Raw genomic sequence first — 24,429 nt, 5'->3', positions numbered from 1 at the left:
AAGAACATGAAGGATCAATTTCTCGAAGACCTCGGCGACGAATTCCCGATCAATGCCGTGGTGCGTTGTGGCCAGTCAGCGTTTCGCCTGGGCTTTGCCCATATGACCCTGGACGATGCCCAGGCCACCTTCAAGTCGAGGATGCCGGCGCGCATGGAAAGTCGCCGCTTCCTTCCCGCAGCATTGCCCAAGCGCTGACGCTGCGGCCGGAGTATTGCCCGATTGGTGAAAGTACCGACGGGTACGCGATTCCGGCCAATTCATGCAGCTTTGTTTGACTTCGCTCATTGCGCCGCCCTGCGGCGCTGGAGAGTGATGGCGATCTATGCCTTACTATGTGCCGTCAATGCGCTATTCCAGTGGAGGAAAGCAATGCGTATCAGGGAAGAAAAATACTGGGAATGGGCGGATGCGATGCTGCATAGCCGCAGCCATGATGAAGTGCTCAACGACGGGATCAGCATCGACGTCCAGGTCCGGCTCTCGCGCACCGGCGCGACCCAGCTGTTCCTCGGCGTGTACGCCCGCCACGGCAAGGCGCTGCTGGAGGAATATCATCCGTCCAGGCCGGGGGAGAGCATGAGCCGGGCGCTGGTCTGGGGTGTGGATCGGGCCCGGGCGATGGTCGCCGGGTTGCAGCCTGAAGAACCGCTGGCGCTGTTGCGCCGCGCATGACCAAAACCTTGGGTAAAAGGCCGGTGTGACCCACCGGCCTTTTCTTCGCGCATTAAAAAGCCCGGCCTTGCGGGCCGGGCTCAAGCGAACGGAAGACTCAGCTAAGGCGGTCGATGACCCGCACGCCCTGGCCTTCACGCAGCGCTGGCCACTCCTGTTGCAGGGTTTCCAGCACGCGACCGACGAACTGGGTATCAGCGGCCGCTTTCTTGCCGACGTAGCCCTGGCCACGGCGGTACATCTTCATCCGCGCTCGCATGCCGGGCTTGCGCTGTTCGAATTCATCTTCGGTGGTGCAGGGCGACAGGCTGTCGATATGCACTTCACCGGCTTCGCAGATCCACAGGATATGGCTGTCGAGCGTGTCTTTGCGCGCAGCGAACAGCTTGGCCAGTTCCTGGATGGTCGGTTGTTCGTTCAGATTCATCATTAAAGCCCCCATAACCCTTCAGTGGTTGATTCGTTCAGACTCGCGCTTCATGTAGCGCATCTACCAAGGCTGCTACAGCAGCATCGCAACAGGGGCTTTCTTCACTCTGCCTTTTGGACAGTCCCACTCCACGGACAACCCGGATACCGCTCGGATCGTCTGGAACACCCTTGCCAGCGCTCCCGATCGGGGAGACGGGCCCATCATGCAAGAGCCCGATAAACGGCGTCAACGGGTTTGTAGTGATTTTTTCTTATCACTACAAAATTGATTTCCTGCTTATGTAGTTATTGCCGGGTTGTCCTACAAAATCCGCGATGGGCTAATCCGGCAGGGGTTGATCGATGTCATTTTCCCCGCGCAACGGCGCGGGGATGATTGATGGAAGGGTGCAGGCCTCGCGGTAGAGCGCTTGCCAACATTTTCCAAGCCAGCGAGGCAGGCCATGAATACGTCGTCCACAACCGCTACCCCCAGGCTGGGATTACCCATCGGCCTGTGGGTGGGCATCGCCGCGTTGATCGGCGTCCTGCTGCTGCCGTTGCCGAGCGATCTGCCGGTGGCCGGGCACAGGGTGCTGGCGATCCTCGCCTTCGCGGTGGTCATCTGGATCACCGAGGCGGTGTCCTACGAAGCCAGTGCGATCATGATTACCTCGCTGCTGGCGTTTCTCCTGGGAACCGCGCCTACCCTGGCTGACCCGAGCGTCAGCTATGGCTCGTCCGCCGCAGTGGGCATGGCCCTCACCGGTTTTTCCAATACCGCCCTGGCACTGGTGGTCGGCGCGCTGTTCCTCGCCGCCGCCATGACCCACACCGGCCTGGACCGGCGTATCGCGCTGGTCACCCTGGACCGCGTCGGCGTCAGCACCCGGCGCATCCTCCTGGGCGCGGTGGTGGTCACCCTACTCCTGAGCCTGGTAGTGCCCAGCGCCACGGCGCGCAGTGCGTGCGTGGTGCCGATCATGATGGGGGTGATCGCCGCATTCGGCGTGGACAAGCGTTCGAACATCGCCGCCGGCATCATGATCATCGTCGCCCAGGGCACCAGCATCTGGAACATCGGTATCCAGACCGCCGCCGCGCAGAACCTGCTGACCGTGGGTTTCATGGACAAGATGCTCGGTGCCCGGGTGTCGTGGATCGACTGGCTGATCGCTGGCGCGCCGTGGGCGGTGCTGATGTCGGCGCTGCTGATCGTCGTGGTGCTGAAGATGCTGCCGCCGGAGACCGACAGCATTCCCGGGGGCAAGGCCGCGGTGTCTGCGCAACTGGCGGCGCTGGGGCCGATGAGCACCGCGCAGAAACGTCTGCTCGGCGTGTCCCTGGCCCTGCTGCTGGCCTGGGCCACCGAAGGCAAGCTGCACGGGTTCGACACCACCTCGACCACCTATGCCGGGCTGGTCCTGCTGTTGCTGCCGCGAGTCGGCGTGATGACCTGGAAGGACGTGCAGGCACGTATTCCCTGGGGCACGGTAATCGTCTTCGGGGTTGGCATCAGCCTCGGCACCACCCTGCTCACCACCCAGGCCGGGCAGTGGCTGGGCGCGCAGGTGGTCGCCCATACCGGGCTGGACCAGTTGGGTACGCTGGGGGTATTCGCGATCCTCGGCGCCTTCCTGATCCTGATCCACCTGGGCTTTGCCAGCGCTACCGCGCTGACCTCGGCGCTGTTGCCGATCCTGATTGCGGTCTTGCAGACGCTGCCGGGCGACTTCAACCGCCTGGGCATGACCATGGTCCTCGGCTTCGTGGTCAGTTACGGCTTCATCCTGCCCATCAATGCGCCGCAGAACATGGTCTGCCTGGGCACCGAAACCTTCAACGCACGCCAGTTCGCCAAGGTCGGGATTGTCGTGACCCTGGTCGGTTACCTGCTGATGCTGGTGTTCGCCGCTACCTGGTGGCACTGGCTCGGGTGGATGTGAACGAGAACGGCGGCCTCCAGGGCCGCCGTTTCATCAGAAGTTCGCCGGGGTGTTGGCGCTGATGATCTCGGCCTCGTCCTGGCCGATGTTCTTGAAGCTGTGGGGCAGGGTGGTGGGGAAGTAATAGCCGTCACCGGAGTTGAGGATACTCACCTGGCCATCGACCCGCAGTTCGATGGTGCCACGGGTCACCAGGCCGCATTCCTCGCCTTCGGCATGGACGATCGGCTCTTCGCCGGAATCCGCGCCGGGGGCGTACAGCTCGCGCAGCATGCGCATCTGCCGGCCTTCGACGCTGGCGCCGACCAGCAGCATGCGCATGCCGCTGCGGCCCAGGTCGGGCTGTTCGGCGGCGCGGAAGACGAAGCGTTCTTCCCGCGGTGGCTCGTCGAAGCTGAAGAACTCCGCCAGGGACATGGGAATCCCTTCGAGCAGTTTCTTCAGGGAACTGACCGAGGGGCTGACGCGGTTCTGCTCGATCTGCGAGATCGTCGAGTTGGTCAGGCCACTGCGTCGGGCCAGTTCCCGTTGGGAGAGCTTGTTGCGTTCACGCACCAGTCTGAGTCGTGTCCCCGTGTCCATAGCCGCCTTGGTGTTCAGAAGAAAAAATGGGCGACGCATTAAAACACACTCGCGGGGGGTGTGTCGGGGCCGGATTTCCATGGGCTTCTTTCGCGCCTCGTAGCTGGCCGGCCCGCTTCGGCGGACATGGGTCATCGTTACATTGTTAACATGTTATCTTTTAGCCCGCGAAGCCAGGAACCTCGCTGTTTACCTGGATCCATTAACGCCATGACTTGCATGCGGAGCCCCAATGATTCGTAACTCCAATCCGGCACGGCTGATCGTCCTGCTCGCTGCCCTGGTGGCCTTTGCGCCGCTGTCCATCGATACCTACCTGCCCAGCCTGCCGCTGATCGCCAGGGACCTGCAGGCCAGCGCTGGCAGCGTACAACTGACCATCAGCCTGTTCCTGGTCGGCCTGTGCCTGGGCATGCTGGTCTACGGCCCGCTGTCCGACCGCTATGGCCGGCGTCCTCTGTTGCTCGGTGGCATCGGCCTGTACCTGGTGGCGACCCTGGGTTGCCTGTTCGCCGGCTCGGTGGAGCAGCTTGTCGCCTGGCGCTTCTTCCAGGCCCTGGGCGGGGCCGCGGCCTCGGTGCTGGCGCGGGCCATCGTGCGCGACCTGTTCGCCCTGGCCGAAGCGGCGAAGGTGCTGTCGCTGATGCACCTGGTGACCATGCTTGCCACCCTGGTCGCACCGCTGCTGGGTAGCGTGCTGATGGATCTGGGTAGCTGGCGCACGGTATTCCTCGGGCTGCTGCTGTTCGGCGCGACCTGCCTGGTTGCCGCCACCTGGAAGCTTGCCGAAACCCACGCGCCCGATCAGCGCGGCGAAAGCCTGGGCACGGTATTCCTGGCCTATTGGCACATCGCCACGCAACCGTTGGCGCTGGGCTACATCCTGTGCATGGGCCTGGCCTTCGCCGGCATGTTCGCTTTCATCACCGCGTCGCCCTTTGTCTACATGGAGTACTTCGGCGTGTCGCCGCGCAGCTACGCCTGGCTGTTCGGCCTGAACATCGCCGGGATCATCCTCATGACCCTGGTCAACGCCCGCCTGGTGAGCCGTCGGGGGCCGTTGCGCATGCTGGCGGTGGGCGCGGGCCTTGCCGGGGCGTCAGCCCTCGGATTACTGGCGGCAGGCCTGACCGGCTGGGGCGGGCTGGCGCTGGTGGTGGCCCTGGTGGTGGTCTATGTCAGCGTCACCGGGTTGCTCGGTGCCAATTGCGTAGCCAGCCTGCTGGCCTTGTACCCGCGCCAGGCCGGGGCTGCGGCCGGGCTGGCGGTGGCCTGCCAGTTCGCCCTGGGCGCGTTGTTTTCCGCGCTGGTGAGCGCCCTGGCGGACGGCACGCCGCGGCCGATGTGCCTGACCCTGGCGCTGGCGGGGCTGGGCTGCCTGGCCTGCTACGGGATGATTGTCCGAGGTGTCAGGCACAAGGCCTGAGGAGGGAACGACAAGTCCGCGCAAGCGTCCATACTCAGTGAACCCCGGCGGCGTTTGCCTCATGCCGGGGCACCTGTTACAAACAGGTGCGAGACCCGCGCGTGCGGTGTTCACAACAGCGGTGCCACAGTCGTTCGCAGGCACCGAACAGCATGGAATCCAGAATGACCCAAAGACAGGTAATCAATGCTTCGGTCGCCCCAAAAGGTAGCCTGGAGACGCTTTCCCAACGTGAAGTCCAGCAATTGAGCCAGGCCGGCTCGGGCAGCATGTATACCCTTTTCCGCCAGTGCGCCCTGGCCATCCTCAACACCGGCGCCCATGTCGACAATGCCAAGACCATCCTCGATGCCTACAAGGACTTCGAGGTCCGTTTCCATCAGCAGGACCGTGGCGTGCGCCTGGAACTGCTCAATGCCCCGGCCGACGCCTTCGTCGATGGCGAAATGATCGCCAGTACCCGGGAAATGCTCTTCAGCGCCCTGCGCGACATCGTCTACACCGAAAGCGAGCTCGATCGCCTGAAAATCGACCTGGACAGCTCCCAGGGCATCACCGACTACGTGTTCCAGCTCCTGCGCAACGCGCGGACCCTGCGTTCGGGCGTCGATCCCAAGCTGGTGGTGTGCTGGGGCGGCCACTCCATCAGCAGCGAGGAATACCAGTACACCAAGAAGGTCGGCCACGAACTGGGCCTGCGCAAGCTGGACATCTGCACCGGCTGCGGCCCGGGCGTGATGAAGGGGCCGATGAAGGGCGCCACCATCGCCCATGCCAAGCAGCGCATGAGCAGCGGGCGCTACCTGGGGCTCACCGAACCGGGAATCATCGCCGCCGAGGCGCCGAACCCGATCGTCAACGAACTGGTGATCCTGCCGGACATCGAGAAGCGCCTGGAAGCCTTCGTCCGTGTCGGCCACGGCATCATCATCTTCCCCGGCGGCGCCGGCACCGCCGAGGAATTCCTCTACCTGCTGGGCATCCTGATGCACCCGGAGAACCGCGAGCTGCGCTTCCCGGTAATCCTCAGCGGCCCGCGCAGTGCGGCGCCGTACCTGCAGCAACTGCATGCCTTCATCGGGGCCACCCTCGGCGAGGCGGCGCAGGGCCTGTATCAGATCATCATCGATGATCCGGTAGAGGTGGCGCGGGTGATGACCGAGGCGCTGAAGGAGGTCAAGCAGTTCCGTCGCGAGCGCAACGACGCCTTCCATTTCAACTGGTTGCTGAAGATCGAGGAGAGCTTCCAGCGGCCGTTCGATCCCACCCACGCCAACATGGCGGCACTGCAGCTGAGCCGGTCGCTGCCGCCCCATGAACTGGCGGCCAACCTGCGCCGCGCGTTTTCCGGGATCGTGGCGGGGAACGTCAAGGACAAGGGCATCCGGCTGATCGAGGAACACGGGCCGTACGAGATCCATGGCGATCCCGAGATCATGGGGCCGCTGGACAAGCTGCTGCAGGCGTTCGTCGAACAGCACCGGATGAAATTGCCGGGTGGGGCGGCCTATGTGCCGTGTTATCGGGTAGTGGCGTAGCCCGCAATCGCCGGCAACGCCGGCTCCCACAATGTGGGAGCCGGCGTTGCCGGCGATGAGGCCCTCAAGGCTTACACAAAATCCCCGTCAGCCATCAATTGCAGGCCCCCGTCGGCCTGCTCCTTCACCAGCCCACTGGCCAGCAACAGTGGCTTCACCCGCACATGCAGGCTCGGCTCGACAAAGGCCTTGACCGCTTCCAGGTCCAGGCTTCCGGTCATCGGCATCTCTTCCTTGTTGTAGGACAGCCACGCCTTCTTCAGACCGCCCAGCACGTCCGCCGCCGTTGTCACGGCGAAGCGCCGATGCAAGGGAATCCCGTTGAATTCGAAACTGTGGGCGAAGGCATAGGCGCTTTCGTCGTTGGCGCTGTCCTTGCAGCGCGCGCAGGCACAACGGCCGTCGCCGAAGGCATTGCTCAGGTAGGTGTTGAAGTCCACCACGGGCTTCAGGCTCAGGCGCTTGTCGACTTCGAACAGGTCACCGGTCATTTTCGCTTCGGCACTCAAGGTCATCTCCTTTGCGGTCGTGCGGATTCAGCCGGGCACGATACCAGCGCGCGGCCCCGGGTGCTCGTTTTCATGATGGCCGGGCGGGCTTTTAGCGGCGGCCTGGCTTATCCTGTGCGACTTTTCCCGTCCGTCCATTCCGGAGCCGCCGAGCATGCAGAAATACACCTCCACCGTCACCATCAGCGCCGAGCAGCGCGATGACGTCGAAGCCACCGAAAATACCGGTGTGCAGGTTTCCCTGGAGGCGGTGTCGGAAAAACTGAAGAAAGTCCACTTCAACGGCACCCTGGCCGCCCCGGAAAACCCTACCCATATCTGCGTCACCCTGGACAACGGCCTGACCTACTACGGCGAGATCCTCAACGGCCACGCCGAGCTGGAATACGGCTGGATCGCCTTCGAATCGGACATGCTGACCCCGGAAGAACTGGGGCTGTAAGCGCTCCCCCGGGCTGCTGCGGATTTATTTTCAGCGGCCTGCATCCATTTCCGCTCCAGCCAGGTAGTCCAGACAGCAGCCAGCGCGCTGCGAACCGATCCCCTGACTGGAGTCATGCCCATGAACGTCAAATACCGCTTCGAACTGGTCGTTGCCGCCCTGTTGTCCAGCGCCCTGGCCCACGCCAGCAGTACGCTGCCCGACAGCATCAAGGTGCCCGACGGACACAAGGTCGCCCTGGAGACCACGGGCGTCGGTGAAATCACCTACGAGTGCCGCGACAAGGCGAATATGCCGGGGCAGACCGAATGGGTCTTCGTCGGGCCGAAAGCGGTGCTCAACGACCGTAGCGGCAAGGCCATAGGCGATTACTTCGGTCCACCCGCGACCTGGCAGGCCAAGGACGGTTCCAGGGTCACGGGCACGCAACTGGCGGTAGCGCCTTCGAGCCCTGGCAACCTGCCGTACCAACTGGTCAAGGCCAATCCGGCCGAAGGCAAGGGCGCCATGAGCGGCGTGACCTACATCCAGCGCACGGCGCTCAAGGGCGGGGTCGCGCCGGGCAGCGCCTGCACCACGGCCGACAAGGGCAAGCGCGAGGTGGTGAGCTACCAGGCGGATTATATTTTCTGGACCGCCCGCTAAATCGCCACTGCCAGCCCGGGGGCTGGTCTACGCTGCTTTCAGCCAGTCCCCAGCCACGGCGAGATCCTGTGACCTTATCCGCACCTGCGTTCGACTACGAAGACCACCTGGCGGCCTGCGCCCGCGGCGACCGCCAGGCCCTGCGACGCCTGTACGACGTCGAGGGCCCGCGCCTGCTCGGCGTGGCCCGGCGATTGGTCAAGGACACCGCACTGGCAGAGGATGTGGTGCACGACGCCTTCATCCGTATCTGGACCCGCGCCGCCACCTTCGATCCGGCGCGGGGCAGCGGGCGTGGCTGGATGTTCAGCATCACCCGGCACCTGGCGCTGGATTTCCTGCGCAGCCAGGAACGGGACGTGGAGCTGGACGAACGGAGCGAGCCCGCACTCACCACTACCGGCGAGCTCGACGGGCTGTTACACGGTGCTCGCCTGAACCAGTGCCTGGACCAACTGGAGCCACTACGCCGGGCATGCCTGGTTCACGCCTATGTCGATGGCTACTCCCACGCCGAGATCGCGCACAAGCTCGATAGTCCGCTGGGGACGGTGAAAGCCTGGGTCAAACGCAGCCTGGCTGCCTTGCGCGAGTGCATGGGATGACAAGCGGCGACGGTAAGGACCACGATCTGGATGCCCAGGCCGCCGAATACGTGCTGGGTACGCTGCCGTCCGAACAGCGCCAGGCGCTGGCCCGGCGTCTGCAACACGATCCGGCGTTGCGCGCGGCGGTGGATGCCTGGGAGCGCCGCCTGCAGCCGCTGCAGGAATTGGCACCGGCGCAAATGCCTTCGGATTATCTATGGCAAAGGATCGAGCGCAGCCTTGATGGCCTCTCGCCTGCGGCGGCCATAGCGACCCCTTCGCGCTGGTGGCAGCGTGCTACGCCCTGCCGCTGGACCACCGCAGCAGGGCTGGCGGCCAGCCTGTTCATGGCGGTTGTACTGTGGCGTGAAGCGCCTGCACCGGTACCGACCTACCTGGTGGTGCTGGTCGCCCCGCAGGACCAGGCCCCTGGCTGGGTCGTGCAGGCAAGCAGCCCGCGCAGCGCCCAGCTGATCCCGCTGGGCATGGCCGAGGTACCGGCGGGCAAGACCCTGCAATTCTGGACCAAGGCCGACGGCTGGAGCGGTCCGGTTTCGCTGGGCCTGATCAAGCCGGGCGAGCGCGTCGAGGTGCCGCTGGAGAGCCTGCCGCCGCTGGAAAACAACCAGCTCTTCGAATTGACCCTGGAGGGCCCGGCGGGCTCGCCGACGGGCAAGCCAAGCGGTCCGATCCAGTTCATCGGGCGGGCGGTCAAGGTGCTCTGAGCTAGCACCAAAATGCGACACTGCAAAATAATTGCACTAAAACAGCACTTTTTTGAATTGGAGCAACGGGCCGGTTTTCTTCAGACTGCCAGGCAATCTTTCCATCTCCACGGAAGGAGCCCATTGCGTATTGCCCCTCGCGATACAAGTCCGCCCAGGTTGGGCGGGCTTCTTTTCTTCAAGAAGGTGCCTGGTCGTCACATGTCTAGTCGTGGTCTTGGTCACTGGTTCGATCGCTTCATTCCGGCTGCTTTGCATATCCCCCCCCAAGAATGGTTCCGTGCCGCGATCGGTGCCTTGCTGGCATTGGTAGCAGCGGGGAGTGCGTGCAGCTACCTGTTCGGTTCGGCTGCGGCGCTGCACCTGATGGCGCCGCTGGCGGCGTCCACCGTGCTGCTGTTCGCCGTGCATTCCGGCGCGCTGTCACAGCCCTGGCCGCTGCTCGCCAGCTACGTCTGTGCGGCAGCGGTGGGCATCAGCCTGCACCACTGGTTCGGCCCGGGCCTGTTCGTCGCCAGTGCCGCCCTGTTGCTGGTGATCCTGTTGATGTGCCTGCTGCGCTGCCTGCACCCGCCGGGGGCGGCGCTGGCGGTGAGCCTGGCCCTGGCCGATCCGTCGCTGGCGGCCATGGGTGTGCGGGTGATCGAGCCGGTGATGCTCAACGCTCTGATCGTGCTGGCCGTGGCCATCGGCTACAACCGCCTCACTGGCGTGCTTTACCCGAAGATCGGCGCGCCACGCAAAGCCGCCCATGCCACCGCCGACCAGCCGGCCAGCGAGCGCGTCGGGATCAGCAGCCGCGACCTGGACGATGCCCTGGAGGAACTGGGCGGGTTCGTCGATGTGACTCGCCCCGAGCTGGAGCGGATCATCCTCGCTACCGAACGTCACGCCGTGCAGCGCAGCCTCGGTGGCCTCACGGCGGCCAGGGTGATGTCCCGCGACGTGCAGTTCGCCAGCCCGCGGACCACCTTGCAGCAGGCGTGGAAGCAGTTGTCCGGCCATCACTTGAAGAACCTTCCGGTGCTGGACGAGTCCGGCAAGCTGGTGGGCATCGTCAGCCTCAGTGACCTGGTCGGCCCGGCCATGGCCCAGGCCAGGTTCAGCTGGCGCGGGCTGTTCGGTCGCGGCAAGGCGGTGACGCTGGAGCAGATCATGAGCGAGCCGGTGATCACCGTGGACAGCGATCATCAGGCGGTGGAGCTGATCCCGCTGCTGTGCGACCGCGGCTTGCACTGCCTGCCGGTGCTGGAAGGCGGGAAAGTGGTCGGTGTGGTGACCCAGACCGACCTGATCGCCGCCCTCAGCCAACATCTGCTGGCTCAGGACCGGCTGGCCAAGGCCGCCTAGATCAGCGGGTCCCAGCGTTGCGACCAGTCGCTGTCGCGCGCCACCACCTCGCGCAGCAGGTCGAAGGCCTGCTGCAGCACCTGCGAATCCCGTTCCCGCGGGTACACCAGCCAGGTCGGATAGGGGAATTCCGGCGCCTGCGGCACGCGTTCCAGCACCCCGCGGTCCAGATAGCTCTGCACCACCCGCGTGCGGAAATAACCGCTGCCGCCGTGTTCGAGGATGAACTGCAAGGCCAGCGGCCCGAGGTTGAAGCTGATGTCCGGGCGCGTGCAGTTGGGCAGGGCCTCGTCGTGCAGGCGGCGGAAGGCGTCGCCCCAGTCGATGTAGACGTAAGGCTCGGGTTTGCGCTTGAGCTGGATGCGGATCAGTTTTTCCTCCAGCAGTTGTTCCACCTGCAGGCCGGGGCTGTAGATCGGCTGGTAGACCAACGCAGCGTCGAGGGTGCCGGCTTCCAGTTTGTCCAGCAGGCTGTCGCTGGCGCCGACTTCGCTGCGGATCGCGTGGTGCGGCATCCGTTCATGAAGCACGCTGACCCAGTCGAGCATCAGCGGGTTGCACAGGCTGACTTCGCCGCCGATGCGCAGCACCTGAAGGGAGTTGTCGGTCAGCGGCAGATCGCGCCGAGCCGCTTCCCAGGTGTGCAGCAACTGCTTGGCGTAGGGCACGAAGGCCTCGCCGTTGGGCGTCAGGCTGGCGCCGGTGCGGCTGCGAATGAACAACTGGCTGTCGAGTTGCTGTTCGAGCTTCTGCACCCGGGCGCTGATGGCCGTCTGGGTGACATGCAGGCGCTCGGCGGCAGCGACCAGGCTGCCGCTGCGCACGATTTCAAGGAAGGTCCGGGCCAGCTCGATGTCCATGGGGCAACCTGGAGGGGAGGGGAGCTGGGGATTCTAAGGCTTTATTACGGATTTTGCGTTGGAACGGGATTTCGCGGGCCCTGCAAAACCCTGTGGGAGCGGGTCTACCCGCGATTGCGATGGTGAATTCACTACCGAATCGCGGGTGAACCCGCTCCCACAGGGTTAGCGGTGCACTGACGAAATCAGTAGCGGATCATCACCGATTTCAGCTCGGTGTAATCCTCGATGAACGCCCCGCCGAATTCCCGGCCCACACCCGAGGCCTTGATCCCGCCGAACGGTACCGCCGGATCGAGCAGGGTATGCATGTTCACCCACAGCGTCCCCGCCTGGATCTGCGGAATCAGGCGCATGGCCTTGCCCAGGTCGTTGGTCCACAGGCTGGCGCTCAGGCCATAAGGGCTGTCGTTCATCAGTTCGACCAGCTCTTCCTCGGTGTCATAGGGCAGGAAGGTCGCCACCGGCCCGAAGGTTTCCTCGGTCATCAGGCTGTCCTTGGCCGAGTTGGCCAGGATCACGGTCGGCTCGACGTAGCAGCCCGGGCCGTCGATCAACTGGCCGCCATGCAGGATGCTGCAGTTTTCCGCCCGTGCCTTGGCGAACAACTGGCCCAGCTTGGCCTGATGCTGCTTGTTGGTGACCGGGCCGAACTCGGCGCTTTCATCCAGCGGCGAGCCGATCTTCAATTGGCTCAGGCGCTCGCACAGGCGTTGGGTGATGGCGTGGATCTGCGAGCGGTGCACATAGAAGCGCTCGGCCGCCGCGCAGATCTGCCCGGAGTGCAGGAAGCCCGCCTCGATGATGCCATTGACCGCTTTTTCCACGTCCACGTCCGGCAGGAAGCCGGCGGCGTTCTTGCCGCCCAGTTCCAGGGTTGCGCGGGTCAGGTTGGCGGCCATGGCCGTCTGGCCCACGGCCAGGCCGGTGGGCACCGAGCCGGTGAAGGAAACCTTGTCGGTGTGCGGATGCTCGATCAGCGCCTTGCCCACGCCGCCGGCGCCGGTGACCACGTTCAGCGCGCCGGCCGGCAGCCCGGCTTCGATCGCCAGCTCGGCGATGCGCAGGATGGTCAGCGGGGTGAACTCGCTGGGCTTGATCACCACGCTGCAACCGGTGACCAGCGCCGAGGCCAGTTTCCAGATGGCGATCATGGTCGAGAAGTTCCACGGCACGATGCCTACCACCACGCCGACCGGCTCGCGCAGGGTGAAGGCGGTGTATTTCTCGCCGTTGAACGAGGGCAGCGACGGGGTGATGGTTTCGCCGCTGATCTTGGTTGCCCAGCCGGCGTAGTAGCGCAGGAAGTGCGCGGCTTGGTCGACCTCGAAATTGCGCGAGATCTGGATGAGCTTGCCTGATTGCAGGGTTTCGATCTGCGCCAGTTCCTCGCGGTTGCGTTCCAGCAGGTCGGCCAGTTTCAGCAGCACTGCGCCGCGTACCGCGGGCGCCGCTGCGGACCACTGGGCGAAGCCTTTGCGCGCCGAGGCCACCGCGGCATCGATATCCGCCGTGCTGGCCTCGCCAACGCGGCTGATGACTTCGCCGCTGGCCGGATCGATGACGTCCAGTTTGCGCCCGCCGGCGGCGGGCTGGGCGCGGCCGTCGATGAACAGGCCGTGATCACGCTGGAGGAACGCCTGGACGGAGGGCAGAAGGGAAATGCTCATGTCGGATGTACCTGTGCAAAGAGGCAAAACCGCACCCTAGCGCAGCCTCGGGGATGGGACTTGACTGTGCCTGCCACGACGACATGACCGGGTCTGCCACGGGCGTGGCAGTCAGGAGGGCTGCGCCATGAAAAGTACAATCTTGTCCGTGGAAGGTGCATTTCCAGCGGGTTGTCCGGCTCCCATACTGGCTCCGAATCCGCCGCAACCGCCGCCGCTGGCAGGTGGGCCGGACATCCAATAATAAGCAGGACCTCCCATGAAAAAGCCAAACACGCTGCTCGAAGACCTCAGGTCGGTACTGCCGGCCATCGCCGCCAACGCCTCCCGCGCCGAAAAGGAACGCATGGTTCCCGCCGAGAACATCGCCCTGCTCAAGGGCATCGGCCTGCATCGTGCTTTCCAGCCCAAGGCCTGGGGCGGCATGGAAATCTCCCTGCCCGAGTTCACCGATTGCATCGCCCTGCTGGCCGGCGCCTGCGCCAGCACCGCCTGGGCCATGAGCCTGCTGTGCACCCATAACCATCAGTTGGCGATGTTCCCCGCCAGGCTTCAGGAAGAGATCTGGGGCGTGGATCCGGACCACACCGCGTCCAGCAGCATTGCGCCGTTCGGTCGGGTCGAAGAGGTCGAGGGAGGTCTGCTGTTCAGTGGTGAAATGGGCTGGAGCAGTGGCTGCGACCATGCCGAATGGGCCATCGTCGGTTGCCGCCGGACCAACGCCGAAGGCACCCAGGACTACTGCTTCGCCGTGCTGCCGCGCAGCGACTACGAGATCCGCGATGACTGGTTCGCCGCCGGCATGAAGGGCAGCGGCACCAAGACCCTGGTCATCGACAAGGCCTTCGTCCCCGAGCACCGTATCCAGAAAGCCAAGGACATGATGGAAGGCAAGTCCGCCGGCTTCGGTCTGTACCCGGACAGCAAGATCTTCTACACCCCGTACCGCCCGTACTTCGCCGTCGGTTTCGCCACCGTCAGCCTGGGGATCGCCGAGCGCATGCTCGAGGTGTTCCGCGAGAAGACCAAAAACCGCGTGCGTGCCTACACCGGCGCCAGCGTCGGTGCCGCGACGCCTGCGTTGATGCGCCTGGCCGAGTCGACCCACCAGGTCGCCGCCGCCCGCGCCTTCCTCGAGAAGACCTGGCAGGATCACGCCGAGCATGGTGCGCGCAAGGAATACCCGAGCCGCGAGACCCTGGCCTTCTGGCGTACCAACCAGGCCTACGCGGTGAAAATGTGCATCCAGGCCGTGGATCGCCTGTACGAGGCCGCCGGCGGTACCGCCTGGTTCGAAAGCAACGAGCTGCAGCGCCTGTGGCGCGACTCGCACATGACCGGCGCCCATGCCTACACCGACTACGACGTCTGCGCGCAGATCCTCGGTCGTGAACTGATGGGCCTGGAACCTGACCCGAGCATGGTCTGAGTCCGGACTTTTTTCTCTCTCGCATAACAACAATCACGGCTGCCCTGTGCGGCAGCCGGGGAGTCTTGCATGTCTGCAGAAACTGCCGCGGCCTTCGACAGCCGCGCCTTCCGCCGCGCCCTGGGCAACTTCGCCACTGGCGTTACCGTAGTCACCGCCGACGATGGCCGGGGCAACAAGGTGGGCGTTACCGCCAACAGCTTCAACTCGGTGTCCCTCGATCCGCCGCTGATCCTCTGGAGCCTGGACAAGCGCTCCAGCAGCCTGGCGACCTTCGATGCGGCCAGCCATTTCGCGGTGAACATCCTCGCGGCGGACCAGATCGACCTGTCCAACAACTTCGCCAAGCCGCGTGATGACCGTTTCGCCGGGATCGCGCACCAGCCGGGGGCCGGCGGGGCGCCGATCCTCATGGACTGCTCGGCCAATTTCCAGTGCGAGAAGTACCAGATGGTCGACGGTGGCGATCACTGGATCATGATCGGCAAGGTCGTGGCCTTCGAGGATTGCGGACGTTCACCGTTGCTGTACCACCAGGGTGCTTACTCGATGGTGCTGCCGCATACGCGAATGACCCGTCGCGAGGAAGGGCAGCCGCCGAGCAGCCACTTCCAGGGGCGCTTGAGCCATAACCTGTACTACCTGATGACCCAGGCGCTGCGCGCCTATCAGGCCGGGTACCAGCCGCGCCAGCTGTCCAGTGGCCTGCGTACCAGCGAAGCGCGGATGCTCATGGTGCTGGAGAACGATGCCGGCCTGAGCCTTGCCGAACTGCAACGCGAAGTGGCGATGCCGGCGCGGGAGATCGACGAGGCGGTGGCCAACCTGACCCGCAAGGGCTTGGTCAGCGGTAGCGAGGAGGGCGGCAATGTGCGCCTGACTTCCAATGGCGTGGAGCAGACCGAGGCGCTGTGGAGCATTGCCAAGGAACAGCAGGACAAGGTGTTCGGGCAGTTCAGTGAAGAGCAGATCGAGAACTTCAAGACGGTGCTCAAGGCTGTGATTCGCGGGTGAATCCACTGGCCTCATCGCCGGCAACGCCGGCTCCCACAGGGTGGCGGTGCTCGCGGCCTTGTGGGAGCCGGCGTTGCCGGCGATTGGCTGCGCCAGCGGCCCCAAATCCCCACAAACCCAAAGGTGTCTTTTTGTATCTGAATTGTTATGTTATTACGTCAACAATTCAGGTGCCCCCATGAACACCCCGCTCACCACACTTTCCCTCGGCCTTTCCGCCAGCCTGTTCGGCCTGCCCGCCCTTGCCCAGGAACCGGTTCTGCTCGACGCCCTGACCATCAGCGAACGCCAGATCGAAGAACGCGCCGACGGCCCTGTCCAGGGCTATCGCGCCACCCGCTCGGCCACGGCGACGAAAACCGACACCGATATCCGCGACACGCCGCAGGCCATCAGCGTGGTTCCCGCCCAGGTGCTGCAAGACCTCAACACCACCCGCATCGACCGTGCCCTCGATTTTGCCGGTGGCGTCTCCCGGCAGAACAACTTCGGTGGCCTGACCTTCCTCAACTACAGCGTGCGCGGTTTCACCACGGGCGAGCTGTACAAGAACGGCTTCGCCATCAACCGCGGCAGCTACAGTGCGCCGGATACCTCCACCATCGAGCGCATCGAAGTGCTCAAGGGCCCGGCCGCCAGCCTGTACGGGCGCGGCGACCCGGGCGGCCTGGTGAATATCGTCGGCAAGAAGCCCCAGGCCGAGGCCTTCAGCACCTTCAAGGCCAGCGCCGGCAGTTGGGACCGCTATCGCAGCAGCCTCGACGTCAACACGCCGCTCGACGAGGAGGGACGGGTGCTGTCCCGGGTGAACCTGGCGCTGGAGGACAACGGCAGCTTCCGCGACCATGTCGACAGCCGCCGCGCCATCGTCAGTCCGTCCCTGAGCTGGCAACTGACCCCAGACACGCTGTTGTCCCTCGACAGCGAATTCTCCCGCACCGAATCGGTATTCGACCGGGGTATCCCGGCGGTGAACAACGAACTGGGCCCGGTCTCCCGTTCGACCTTCCTTGGCGAGCCCAACGACGGCCATATCCGCAATGACAACCAGACCCTGGACCTGGCGCTGGAGCATTACCTCGACGACAACTGGAAACTGCGCCTGGCCAACCACTACACCCAGGGCACCCTGCGCGGAAACAGTTCGGAAACCTCGCGGGTGGTGGGTGATCGCATCAGCCGCTTCTACCGCGAGCGGAACTTCGAGTGGAACGACAACATCACCCAGGCCGAGCTGCACGGGCAGTTCGAATTCCTCGGCTGGCAGCACCAGAGTCTCGTCGGCCTGGAGTACGAGAACTACCACAACAGCCAGAAGTATCCGCAAAGCGTGACCGGCTTCGGCTACGGGCTCGACATCTACAACCCGGTGTACGGCCAGGCCAAGCCACCCTTGGTGAATGCCAATGACTTCTTCGAGCACACCGAAAGCTATGCGTTGAACCTGCAAGACCAGATCGCCTTTACCGACCGCCTGCGCGGGTTGGTCGGGGTGCGCCTGGAGCGGGTCGAGCAGACGGCGCTGAACCGCACGACCCGGGTCAGCAACAGTCAGGAGAAGGATGTCGCCACGCCACGTGTTGGCCTGCTGTATCAGGTGACCCCGCAAATAGGCGTGTTCGCCAATGCCTCCACCTCGTTCAAGCCCAACGCCATTGGCACGCGCGGGCAGGTGTACAAGCCGGAGAAGGGTATCGGCTATGAAACCGGGTTGAAGCTGGACCTGTTCGACAGCCGCGTCGGTGCGACCCTGGCACTGTTCCACATCGACAAGGAAAACGTCATCACCACCGATGCCTTCGGCGACAGCATCGCGGCGGGCAAGGCGCGTAGCCAGGGTGTGGACCTGCAGTTCAGCGGGCAGGTAACGGATGCAGTGCGGGTGATCGGCGCCTATGCCTACATCGACGCCGAAGTGACCAAGGGCGATGCAAGCCTGCCCAAGGGCAGCGATCTGCTGGGCATTCCGCGGCACAGTGGCAGCGTGATGGCGGTATACGAGTTCCAGGACGGGGCGTTGCGCGGCTCCGACTTCGGCGCCTCGGCGAACTATGTCGGCGACCGCTCGGGGCAGGCGGGAAGCAGCTTCAGGCTGCCGTCGTACAGCACGGTCGATCTGCTGGCTCACTACAAGGCCAGTGAACAACTGACCCTCGGGCTGAACCTGAACAACCTGTTCGACCGCAAGTACTACGAGCGCGGGTACAACCTGGCGTGGAACATGCCGGGCGAGCCGCGCAACCTGAGCCTGAGCCTGGCTTATTCGATGTAGTGGTCCTTGAGGGCCTCATCGCAAGCGCCGCAGACCCTGTGGGAGCTGGCTTGCCAGCGATGAGGCCCTCAAGACCAACCCGTCAACCCACGGCAGTGCACAACTCGACCAGAATCCCCGCCGGACACCTGACCCACGACACCGTCTGCCCCCAGGGTTTCACCTGCGGCGCCTTCAGCTCCACCGCCCCGGCCGCCACCGCCCGGGCATGGGCCGCCGGTACATCCTCGGTCACCAATCCGATCTCCATCCCCAGTGGCCGCTGGCTTTCACTCGCCGCCAGCACGCCACCCTCGAAATTCATCTCACCCAGTTCCAGCGAAGCGAAGGCGAGGGTGGTTGCGCCGGTTTCCAGCTCGCCATAATCCCCCGACTCATGCAGGAAGCGTTGCTGCAACCCGAAGGCCTGCTGGAAAAAGCGCAACGACGCCGCTACATCGGCGACGTAAGCAATGGTGTAACCCAGTTTCATGCCGTTCCTCCTTGATGATGAAGCCGACGTCATACCGCACTGCGGCATCCAGCACATTGCCACTGTCGAACGAGCGCACTATCTTGGCGCACGGACCTGGACCAAAGGAGCTGACCATGGCCGATTCACTGGCGCTCAACAAAGCCAGCTGGGATGAGCGCGCGCCGCTGCATGCGGCGTCCGGCGACTACGAGGTGGCGGCATTCGTCGCCGACCCCGCGCACCTCTCGGAAGTGGTGCGCTTCGATTTGCCGCTGCTGGGGGATATCGACGGCCTGCGCGGCCTGCACCTGCAATGCCATATCGGTACCGACACCCTGTCCCTGGCCCGCCTTGGCGCGCAAATGACCGGGCTGGATTTTTCCGCGCGTTCGCTGGAACAGGCGCGGGCCCTGGCCGGGCGTTGCGCCACGCACATCGAGTACGTCGAAGCCGAGGTCTACGCGGCCTGCTCGGTGCTGCCGGCTGCCTCGTTCGACCTGCTCTATACCGGCATCGGCGCCCTGTGCTGGCTGCCGGACATCCAGCGCTGGGCCGGGACCGTGGCGACCCTGCTCAAGCCGGGCGGGCGACTGTTCCTGCGCGAGGGCCATCCGATGCTGCTGGCCCTGAATGAGGATCATCAGGACCGGCTGGTGGTGGAATACCCGTACTTCGAACGGCCCGAGCCGACGGTATGGATCAGTGACCAGACCTACGTCAGCACCGACGCCAGCCTGGTCAATACCGAAACCCATGAATGGAACCACGGGCTGGGCGAGGTGGTGAGTGCCTTGATCAGCCAGGGGCTTCGGGTCACCGGGCTCGTGGAGCACGACAGCATCCCCTGGGAAGCGCTGCCGGGGCAGATGAGCCGGCGGGACAATGGGGAATGGCAGCTGGACAAGCAGCCCTGGCGGTTGCCCTTGAGTTATACCTTGCAGGCAGTGAAGGAGTAGGGGTTGCTGGCCTCATCGCTGCGGTTCGGCGGCCCGACAAGCCAGCTCCCACAGGTATGGCATACACCGGACCTGTGGGAGCTGGCTTGCCAGCGATGAGGCCCTCGAGAACACCCCATCAACTCCCTGCCTTTTTCACCCTCGGCTTGCGCACCCGCTTCACCCCATCCTTCGCCGCAGTACCCGCCTTGCACTTCTTCTTCCAAGGCGATCCACCCCGGCCGGCCGGGGTTGCCGGCCCGGAAATCCGCAACTGCATGCCTGCACAGCGCTCCACCTGCTTGCTCATCCAGGCCGACTGTTTCTCGACGAAGGTCTCCAGGCTCATTTCCCCGCTTTGCACCATATCCAGCGCCTGCTCCCAGATCGCCGTGGTACCCGGGTCGGCGATCGCCCGCGGCACCGCGTCGATCAGGCTGAAGGCCGCCGGCGTGGCGTTCAGGGCCTTGCCGTTCTTCACCAGGTAACCACGATCGAGCAGCCCCTGGATAATCCCGGCCCGGGTCGCCTCGGTGCCGATGCCCGTGGTTTCCTTGAGCTTCTGTTTGAGGCGCGGGTCTTCCACCAGCTTGGCGACGTTCTTCATCGCCTTGATCAGGTCGCCTTCGGTGAAGGGCTTGGGCGGCTGGGTCCAGAGGTCTTTCAATTGCAGATCGCGCACCTCGCACCATTGACCCTTGCTCAGCGCCGGCAGCACTTGCGCTGCTGGCGCCTCCCGGCCTTTGGGCGGCGTCAGCGCTTCCGGCAAGGCCCGTCGCCAGCCCGGCTCGACGATCTGCTTGCCCACGGCCCGCAACGCCTGGCCGGCACAGTCGAAATCCGCCTGGGTACGGTCGTATTCATGGTTGGGCAGGAATTGCGCCAGGTAGCGCGCGCGGATCAAGGTGTAGACCGCCTTGGCCTTGCCCGGCAGGCGGTTGGGATCGACCGCCGCCGCGGTGGGGATGATGCCGTGGTGGGCGCTGACCTTGGCGTCGTTCCACGCCCGCGAGCGGCGCTGGGCCTGAAGGTGTGGCTGCAAGCGCGCCAGTGATGGATCGGCCCGACCGAGCGCGGCGAGAATCGCCGGCGCCTCGCTGTGCTGGCTCACTGGCAGGTAGCCGCAATCACTGCGCGGGTAGGTGATGACCTTATGGGTTTCGTACAGCGACTGGGCGATGTCGAGGGTTTCCTGGGCGCCGAGCCCCAGCTTCTTCGAGCAGACCTCCTGCAGGGTACCGAGGTCGAAGGGCAGGGGCGCTGCTTCGCGGACCCGCTCGGTCTTCACCTCGATAACCTGCGCCGTGCCCGCCGCCTGCATCGCTGCGGCGGCCTGTTGCGCCAGTTCCTGCTTCAGGCAGCGGCCCTGGTCGTCGCACACATCATCCGGCGCCCGCCATTGCGCGGTAAACAGCGTGCCGGCGCTGTCCAGTTGCACATCGATGGCCCAGAACGGCACCGGGACGAAATCGGCGATGCTGCGGTCGCGGTCCACCACCAGGCGCAGGGTCGGGGTCTGCACCCGGCCCACCGGCAGTACGCCCTGGTAGCCGGACTGGCGGCCGAGCAGGGTGAACAGGCGGCTCATGTTCATGCCGATCAGCCAGTCGGCGCGGGAGCGGCCCAGGGCCGAATGGTACAGGCTGAAGGTTTCGGCACCGGGCTTGAGCGCAGCCAGGGCCTTGCGGATCGAGGCATCGTCCAGCGCCGATAGCCACAGGCGGCGGATCGGCCCGCGATAACGGCAATGTTCCACCAGCTCGCGGGCGATCATCTCGCCCTCGCGGTCGGCATCGGTGGCGATCACCAGCTCGGCGGCTTCGCCCAGCAGGCGCTTGACGGCCTTGTACTGGCTGGCGGTCTTGGGCTTGACCTGCATCTTCCACTGCTGCGGCACGATCGGCAGGTCGGCCAGCACCCAGCGCTTGTAGCGCGCGTCGTAGGCGTCGGGCGGCGCGGTTTCCAGCAGGTGGCCGATGCACCAGGTCACCGTCACCCCGCTGCCCACCCAGCAGCCATCCCCGCGCCGGCTGGCGCCGAGGACCTTGGCGATATCCTTGGCCTGGGAGGGCTTTTCGCAGAGGAACAGGCGCATGGGGAAGGGAGGCATCCTGGGGAACGAGGTTCCCTAGGATGCGCAGGAAATGAATGGGTAGCAAGGATTATCTGTATGGATATACAGCAAGGTTGACATGGGCTGCGTTGGACAGGCCTGGGGGATCAGTACAGGATTTTCATTGCTGGATAAAAGCATCTTGGTTTGCCACCAGAGGTGCATTGGCTGCAGGCCTGAACTGCGGCCTTGAGGAAGGCCTCCCTTTTCGCATTTGCCCCAGTAGCCACCTCTTTTTGGTAGCCGCCAGGGGTGTCGCTATCTGCACCATATTCGATTCTTGTTTCCGGCTCATCCTTGAGCTTCGCGAATTCATACAGGTTATCGTATACCCCAGGGCAACTTACAGTGTCATAGCAGGTGTTTTGGTAGAGTGAGGCTTTAGCTCCGGAACTCATTCCATTTTCTATCAGTTTATTCTTGCACTGCTGAAGGTCGCCGCCGATTTTGTCGCTTGGGTATTGACAGGTAGCGTTGCTGCATTCCAGCCCAGCAGCACAGACCAATCCCTTGTTGGCATCGCATGCGCCTCCAACGGATACGCCTGCGTAGGTTGACGGGGTATGAAGGGCGAAGCAGGTGCCCAAGGCAATGAAGAGTGAGGTAACGACACGTTTGTTCATAGCTGATCTCCTATACCGGGAATGGCGCCCCGGTGAGTGGGAAATACGCGTCTACAAACAAACTTCAAACCGCGTAGGGTTTGGTTGAAGCCGGAAATGACGTTTGAATACCGCCAGGAATGCTTACGACACCCTGGCAGATACTTGAAAAGTTAGTACAGGCGGTTCTCATGTCAAATTGCTAATCGGGGGGCCGCCAGGCGGCTCCCCGGTTAGCTTCTAAGGCCTCGCACTCACCGTCGCATTGCGCCACGCAGTCGCCAGCTTCTGCTCCAGCTCCGCACTCACCGGTTTCTGCTGTGCCTCAAGGCTCAGCTTCAACCCGTTCAACGATCTGCCGCTCAAGCGGTTTTCGCTCAGGTCCTCGGTAAACACCCGCTCCGCGTCCCGCGCCTTGCCCTGGGCCAGGTACGCATAGCCGAGCGACTCGCGCACCGTGTAGTACCAGTCCGGCGGTTCGTTGTACCAGAGCCCGTCCTGTACTTCGACGGCCTTGCGCCATGCCGCGAGGATCTGCGCGTTGTTGTCGCCCTTCAGTTGCGCGAGGTCATCGGCCAGGACCTTGGCGAGGTTACCGACGGCGCCGGCACTGGTTTTCTGCACGTCAGCCAACGACAGCGTGTTGCCGGTCGCCGCCTGCGCCTGGTTGAACAGGATCAGGTTGGCCAGGCGCAGCAGGTCCACGGCCTTGTTGTTGCCGTAGTTGAGCCCGGTATTTTCGGTTTCCTGGAGCACGTCGCGGGTGGTGGTCCAGAAACCGTTCAGCGCCTGCACCGCGTGGCCGCTGTCCTGCGTGCCGTCCAGCGCCTGGTAGGCCCGGGCGTAGCGCTGCATGATCCGCGTGTAGGGCATGGTCAGCGTCTCCCAGCCCCCTGGGCTGGCCTTGCAGGTGTCATTGATCTTTGCCAGCCCGTCCTTGACCTGCTGGTCGAAGCCATCGAGCTTGTCCCACGCCTGGAAGCGCACGGCGTAGTAGTAGGGCACGGCATAGAAGTAGTCGGACTTGGTCTTGAGCTCGGCCGGATACTTCTCGCAGAGGAACTTCACCGAAGCGTTTTCGGTGGTGTTGTCCACCAGTTCGCTGGCCATGTTCAGCGCTTCGTTCTTGCGCCCTTCGATGGACAGGGTCCAGGTCAGGAAGTGGATGTTGTGCCCCAGGTAGTGCAGCAGGTACGGGCTCTCCGGCTGGATTTCGCGCCCATAGGCGCGGTCCACCGAGATCGCCGCGTAGTTGGTGGCACTGGACAGCGCATTGTTGCCGGTGCGCTGGTAGATGTGCGAGGCCATGTGGATCAGATGGCCCACCGCCGGGTTGAGGGTGCGGAAGCGCTCGGCCATGGGCATGCCGCTGTCGGGGAAGGGCGATTCCTCGATGGCGTGGATGAAGAAGTGGTTGGCGCCGGAGTGGTTCTGGTCCTGCACCAGCACACGGTTGAGCACTTCAAGGGCGTCGGCGGCTTCATCGGTGGGCTTGACCGCATCGGACGTGGCTTCGCTGCCTTTCCACCATTTCCACGGGTCGATGTTGAGCAGGGCGTCGGCGTACAGGGCGGCGGCGTCGAGGTCGTCGAAGTACTCGTTGGAGAGCCCTTTCATCTCTGCCACGTAGCGTTTCTTGCCGTCCGCCGACAGGGTGATGCGGTCGCCGTCGACGTCGTACTGGCTGAGGAATGCCTTGGCGTATCGCGCTTCGCGCTTGACCTGCGCCTCGGTGAATCCGGCCGGAATGCTTTGCACGCGCCGATCGGCATGCTGTTGCGCCAGGTTCACCGCCAGGTACGCCAGTTGATCGCAGCCCTCGGTGGCGTCGGTATTGATGTTCGAGCTGGCCGACAGGGCGATGCCCCACAGCGGCATCGCCGACTTCTCGTCGAGTACGTAAGCCTGGTAGAAGGCGCGGATCGCCTCGCTGAAGTTGAAGCCGTATTGCAAGGCCATGCCCTGGCTGTAGAAGGCCTGGATCTTCTCGTTGTCGCCCACTGACACCAGGTCGTAGTGGGTGCCGCCCAGGCCGGAGAGCAGATGGTCCTGCCGGGTGTCCTTCGAGCTGACGCACAGTTCCAGTGCCTTTGGCAGCGGGGTGTTGTCGGGCAGTTTGGTGAAGGTCTTGCCTTGCGGGCCTGCGTCGCCGTGTCCACCGTGAGCGATGGCGTTGAGCGGCAACGAGGCCAGCAGTGCGCAGGCTACCGCCATGCGCACGCTGGTGATTCTTTCCATGAACGG

At 64.2% G+C, this 24,429-nt stretch carries 23 protein-coding genes; 14 read left to right on the top strand and 9 right to left on the bottom strand.

Annotated features, from left to right (window positions below):
• Window positions 1-6 precede the first annotated feature (6 nt).
• Complete coding sequence (locus ACKLLE_RS02650; RefSeq protein ID WP_009408879.1) at window positions 7-198, top strand: hypothetical protein; 192 nt, start codon at window positions 7-9, stop codon at window positions 196-198.
• A 174-nt stretch (window positions 199-372) separates the two neighbouring features.
• Complete coding sequence (locus ACKLLE_RS02645) at window positions 373-675, top strand: hypothetical protein (protein WP_420056706.1); 303 nt, start codon at window positions 373-375, stop codon at window positions 673-675.
• Window positions 676-772: 97 nt separating this feature from the next.
• Here the strand turns inward: ACKLLE_RS02645 and ACKLLE_RS02640 are convergent, their stop codons facing one another.
• A complete protein-coding gene (locus tag ACKLLE_RS02640) occupies window positions 773-1,105 on the bottom strand; it encodes a hypothetical protein (RefSeq protein ID WP_009408875.1) in 333 nt (110 codons plus the stop codon).
• Between the two features lie 445 nt (window positions 1,106-1,550).
• Here ACKLLE_RS02640 and ACKLLE_RS02635 point away from each other — a divergent pair, with 445 nt between their 5' ends.
• On the top strand, window positions 1,551-3,032 hold the full coding sequence (locus ACKLLE_RS02635; RefSeq protein WP_420056705.1) for a DASS family sodium-coupled anion symporter: 1,482 nt from the start codon (window positions 1,551-1,553) through the stop codon (window positions 3,030-3,032).
• A gap of 33 nt (window positions 3,033-3,065) precedes the next feature.
• On the opposite strand, the gene ACKLLE_RS02630 is transcribed toward ACKLLE_RS02635, so the two are convergent.
• Window positions 3,066-3,614, bottom strand: coding sequence for a cupin domain-containing protein (locus ACKLLE_RS02630; RefSeq protein WP_009408871.1), 549 nt, complete (start codon window positions 3,612-3,614; stop codon window positions 3,066-3,068).
• A 232-nt stretch (window positions 3,615-3,846) separates the two neighbouring features.
• Here ACKLLE_RS02630 and ACKLLE_RS02625 point away from each other — a divergent pair, with 232 nt between their 5' ends.
• The gene (locus tag ACKLLE_RS02625; RefSeq protein WP_420056704.1) at window positions 3,847-5,040 is read left to right on the top strand and encodes a Bcr/CflA family multidrug efflux MFS transporter; all 1,194 of its coding nucleotides are present in this window, start codon (window positions 3,847-3,849) and stop codon (window positions 5,038-5,040) included.
• Between the two features lie 164 nt (window positions 5,041-5,204).
• On the top strand, window positions 5,205-6,578 hold the full coding sequence (ppnN, locus tag ACKLLE_RS02620) for a nucleotide 5'-monophosphate nucleosidase PpnN (RefSeq protein ID WP_064303766.1): 1,374 nt from the start codon (window positions 5,205-5,207) through the stop codon (window positions 6,576-6,578).
• A 71-nt stretch (window positions 6,579-6,649) separates the two neighbouring features.
• On the opposite strand, the gene ACKLLE_RS02615 is transcribed toward ppnN, so the two are convergent.
• Window positions 6,650-7,087, bottom strand: a complete 438-nt coding sequence (locus ACKLLE_RS02615; RefSeq protein WP_009408865.1) for a hypothetical protein — start codon at window positions 7,085-7,087, stop codon at window positions 6,650-6,652.
• 154 nt (window positions 7,088-7,241) lie between these two features.
• Here ACKLLE_RS02615 and ACKLLE_RS02610 point away from each other — a divergent pair, with 154 nt between their 5' ends.
• The 5 genes from ACKLLE_RS02610 (at window position 7,242) to ACKLLE_RS02590 (ending at window position 10,836) form a co-directional block, all read left to right on the top strand.
• Window positions 7,242-7,529: a hypothetical protein gene (locus tag ACKLLE_RS02610; protein ID WP_064303765.1), complete on the top strand. Its 288-nt coding sequence runs from the start codon at window positions 7,242-7,244 to the stop codon at window positions 7,527-7,529.
• A 120-nt stretch (window positions 7,530-7,649) separates the two neighbouring features.
• A complete protein-coding gene (locus ACKLLE_RS02605; protein ID WP_420056703.1) occupies window positions 7,650-8,174 on the top strand; it encodes a DUF3455 domain-containing protein in 525 nt (174 codons plus the stop codon).
• Window positions 8,175-8,242: 68 nt separating this feature from the next.
• Window positions 8,243-8,779: a sigma-70 family RNA polymerase sigma factor gene (locus ACKLLE_RS02600; RefSeq protein WP_420056702.1), complete on the top strand. Its 537-nt coding sequence runs from the start codon at window positions 8,243-8,245 to the stop codon at window positions 8,777-8,779.
• Window positions 8,776-9,486, top strand: coding sequence for an anti-sigma factor (locus ACKLLE_RS02595; RefSeq protein WP_420056701.1), 711 nt, complete (start codon window positions 8,776-8,778; stop codon window positions 9,484-9,486). The genes ACKLLE_RS02600 and ACKLLE_RS02595 overlap by 4 nt, the downstream gene beginning before the upstream one ends.
• A 201-nt stretch (window positions 9,487-9,687) precedes the next feature.
• The gene (locus tag ACKLLE_RS02590; RefSeq protein ID WP_420056700.1) at window positions 9,688-10,836 is read left to right on the top strand and encodes an HPP family protein; all 1,149 of its coding nucleotides are present in this window, start codon (window positions 9,688-9,690) and stop codon (window positions 10,834-10,836) included.
• On the opposite strand, the gene ACKLLE_RS02585 is transcribed toward ACKLLE_RS02590, so the two are convergent.
• Both ACKLLE_RS02585 and ACKLLE_RS02580 read right to left on the bottom strand, forming a co-directional pair.
• Window positions 10,833-11,696, bottom strand: a complete 864-nt coding sequence (locus tag ACKLLE_RS02585; RefSeq protein WP_420056699.1) for a LysR family transcriptional regulator — start codon at window positions 11,694-11,696, stop codon at window positions 10,833-10,835. The two genes, ACKLLE_RS02590 and ACKLLE_RS02585, sit on opposite strands and share 4 nt — an antisense overlap.
• Before the next feature lie 185 nt (window positions 11,697-11,881).
• The gene (locus ACKLLE_RS02580) at window positions 11,882-13,366 is read right to left on the bottom strand and encodes an aldehyde dehydrogenase family protein (protein WP_420056698.1); all 1,485 of its coding nucleotides are present in this window, start codon (window positions 13,364-13,366) and stop codon (window positions 11,882-11,884) included.
• A gap of 259 nt (window positions 13,367-13,625) precedes the next feature.
• Here ACKLLE_RS02580 and ACKLLE_RS02575 point away from each other — a divergent pair, with 259 nt between their 5' ends.
• The 3 genes from ACKLLE_RS02575 (at window position 13,626) to ACKLLE_RS02565 (ending at window position 18,081) form a co-directional block, all read left to right on the top strand.
• Window positions 13,626-14,795 (top strand): p-hydroxyphenylacetate 3-hydroxylase oxygenase component, encoded by a 1,170-nt coding sequence (locus ACKLLE_RS02575; RefSeq protein WP_420056697.1) that lies wholly within the window; start codon window positions 13,626-13,628, stop codon window positions 14,793-14,795.
• A gap of 69 nt (window positions 14,796-14,864) precedes the next feature.
• A complete protein-coding gene (locus tag ACKLLE_RS02570; protein ID WP_420056696.1) occupies window positions 14,865-15,809 on the top strand; it encodes a p-hydroxyphenylacetate 3-hydroxylase reductase component in 945 nt (314 codons plus the stop codon).
• Between the two features lie 178 nt (window positions 15,810-15,987).
• Window positions 15,988-18,081, top strand: a complete 2,094-nt coding sequence (locus tag ACKLLE_RS02565) for a TonB-dependent siderophore receptor (protein ID WP_420056695.1) — start codon at window positions 15,988-15,990, stop codon at window positions 18,079-18,081.
• An 82-nt stretch (window positions 18,082-18,163) separates the two neighbouring features.
• On the opposite strand, the gene ACKLLE_RS02560 is transcribed toward ACKLLE_RS02565, so the two are convergent.
• On the bottom strand, window positions 18,164-18,553 hold the full coding sequence (locus tag ACKLLE_RS02560) for a VOC family protein (RefSeq protein WP_420056694.1): 390 nt from the start codon (window positions 18,551-18,553) through the stop codon (window positions 18,164-18,166).
• A gap of 116 nt (window positions 18,554-18,669) precedes the next feature.
• On the opposite strand from ACKLLE_RS02560, the gene ACKLLE_RS02555 reads away from it, so the two are divergent.
• Window positions 18,670-19,491, top strand: a complete 822-nt coding sequence (locus ACKLLE_RS02555) for a class I SAM-dependent methyltransferase (protein WP_420056693.1) — start codon at window positions 18,670-18,672, stop codon at window positions 19,489-19,491.
• A gap of 118 nt (window positions 19,492-19,609) precedes the next feature.
• On the opposite strand, the gene ACKLLE_RS02550 is transcribed toward ACKLLE_RS02555, so the two are convergent.
• From ACKLLE_RS02550 to ACKLLE_RS02540, 3 genes are all read right to left on the bottom strand, one after another.
• Window positions 19,610-21,565 (bottom strand): DNA topoisomerase III, encoded by a 1,956-nt coding sequence (locus ACKLLE_RS02550; RefSeq protein ID WP_420056692.1) that lies wholly within the window; start codon window positions 21,563-21,565, stop codon window positions 19,610-19,612.
• A 125-nt stretch (window positions 21,566-21,690) separates the two neighbouring features.
• Complete coding sequence (locus ACKLLE_RS02545) at window positions 21,691-22,206, bottom strand: hypothetical protein (protein WP_420056691.1); 516 nt, start codon at window positions 22,204-22,206, stop codon at window positions 21,691-21,693.
• Window positions 22,207-22,425: 219 nt separating this feature from the next.
• Window positions 22,426-24,423 carry a hypothetical protein gene (locus tag ACKLLE_RS02540; RefSeq protein WP_420056690.1) on the bottom strand — a complete coding sequence of 666 codons (1,998 nt, stop codon included), beginning with the start codon at window positions 24,421-24,423 and terminating at the stop codon, window positions 22,426-22,428.
• Window positions 24,424-24,429 lie beyond the last annotated feature (6 nt).

The organism is Pseudomonas bharatica (assembly GCF_048586865.1).
Taxonomy (GTDB): Bacteria; Pseudomonadota; Gammaproteobacteria; order Pseudomonadales; family Pseudomonadaceae; genus Aquipseudomonas; species Aquipseudomonas bharatica.
The sequence above is the reverse complement of the archived record's forward strand: the minus strand, read 5'-3'. Positions and strand labels throughout refer to the sequence as shown.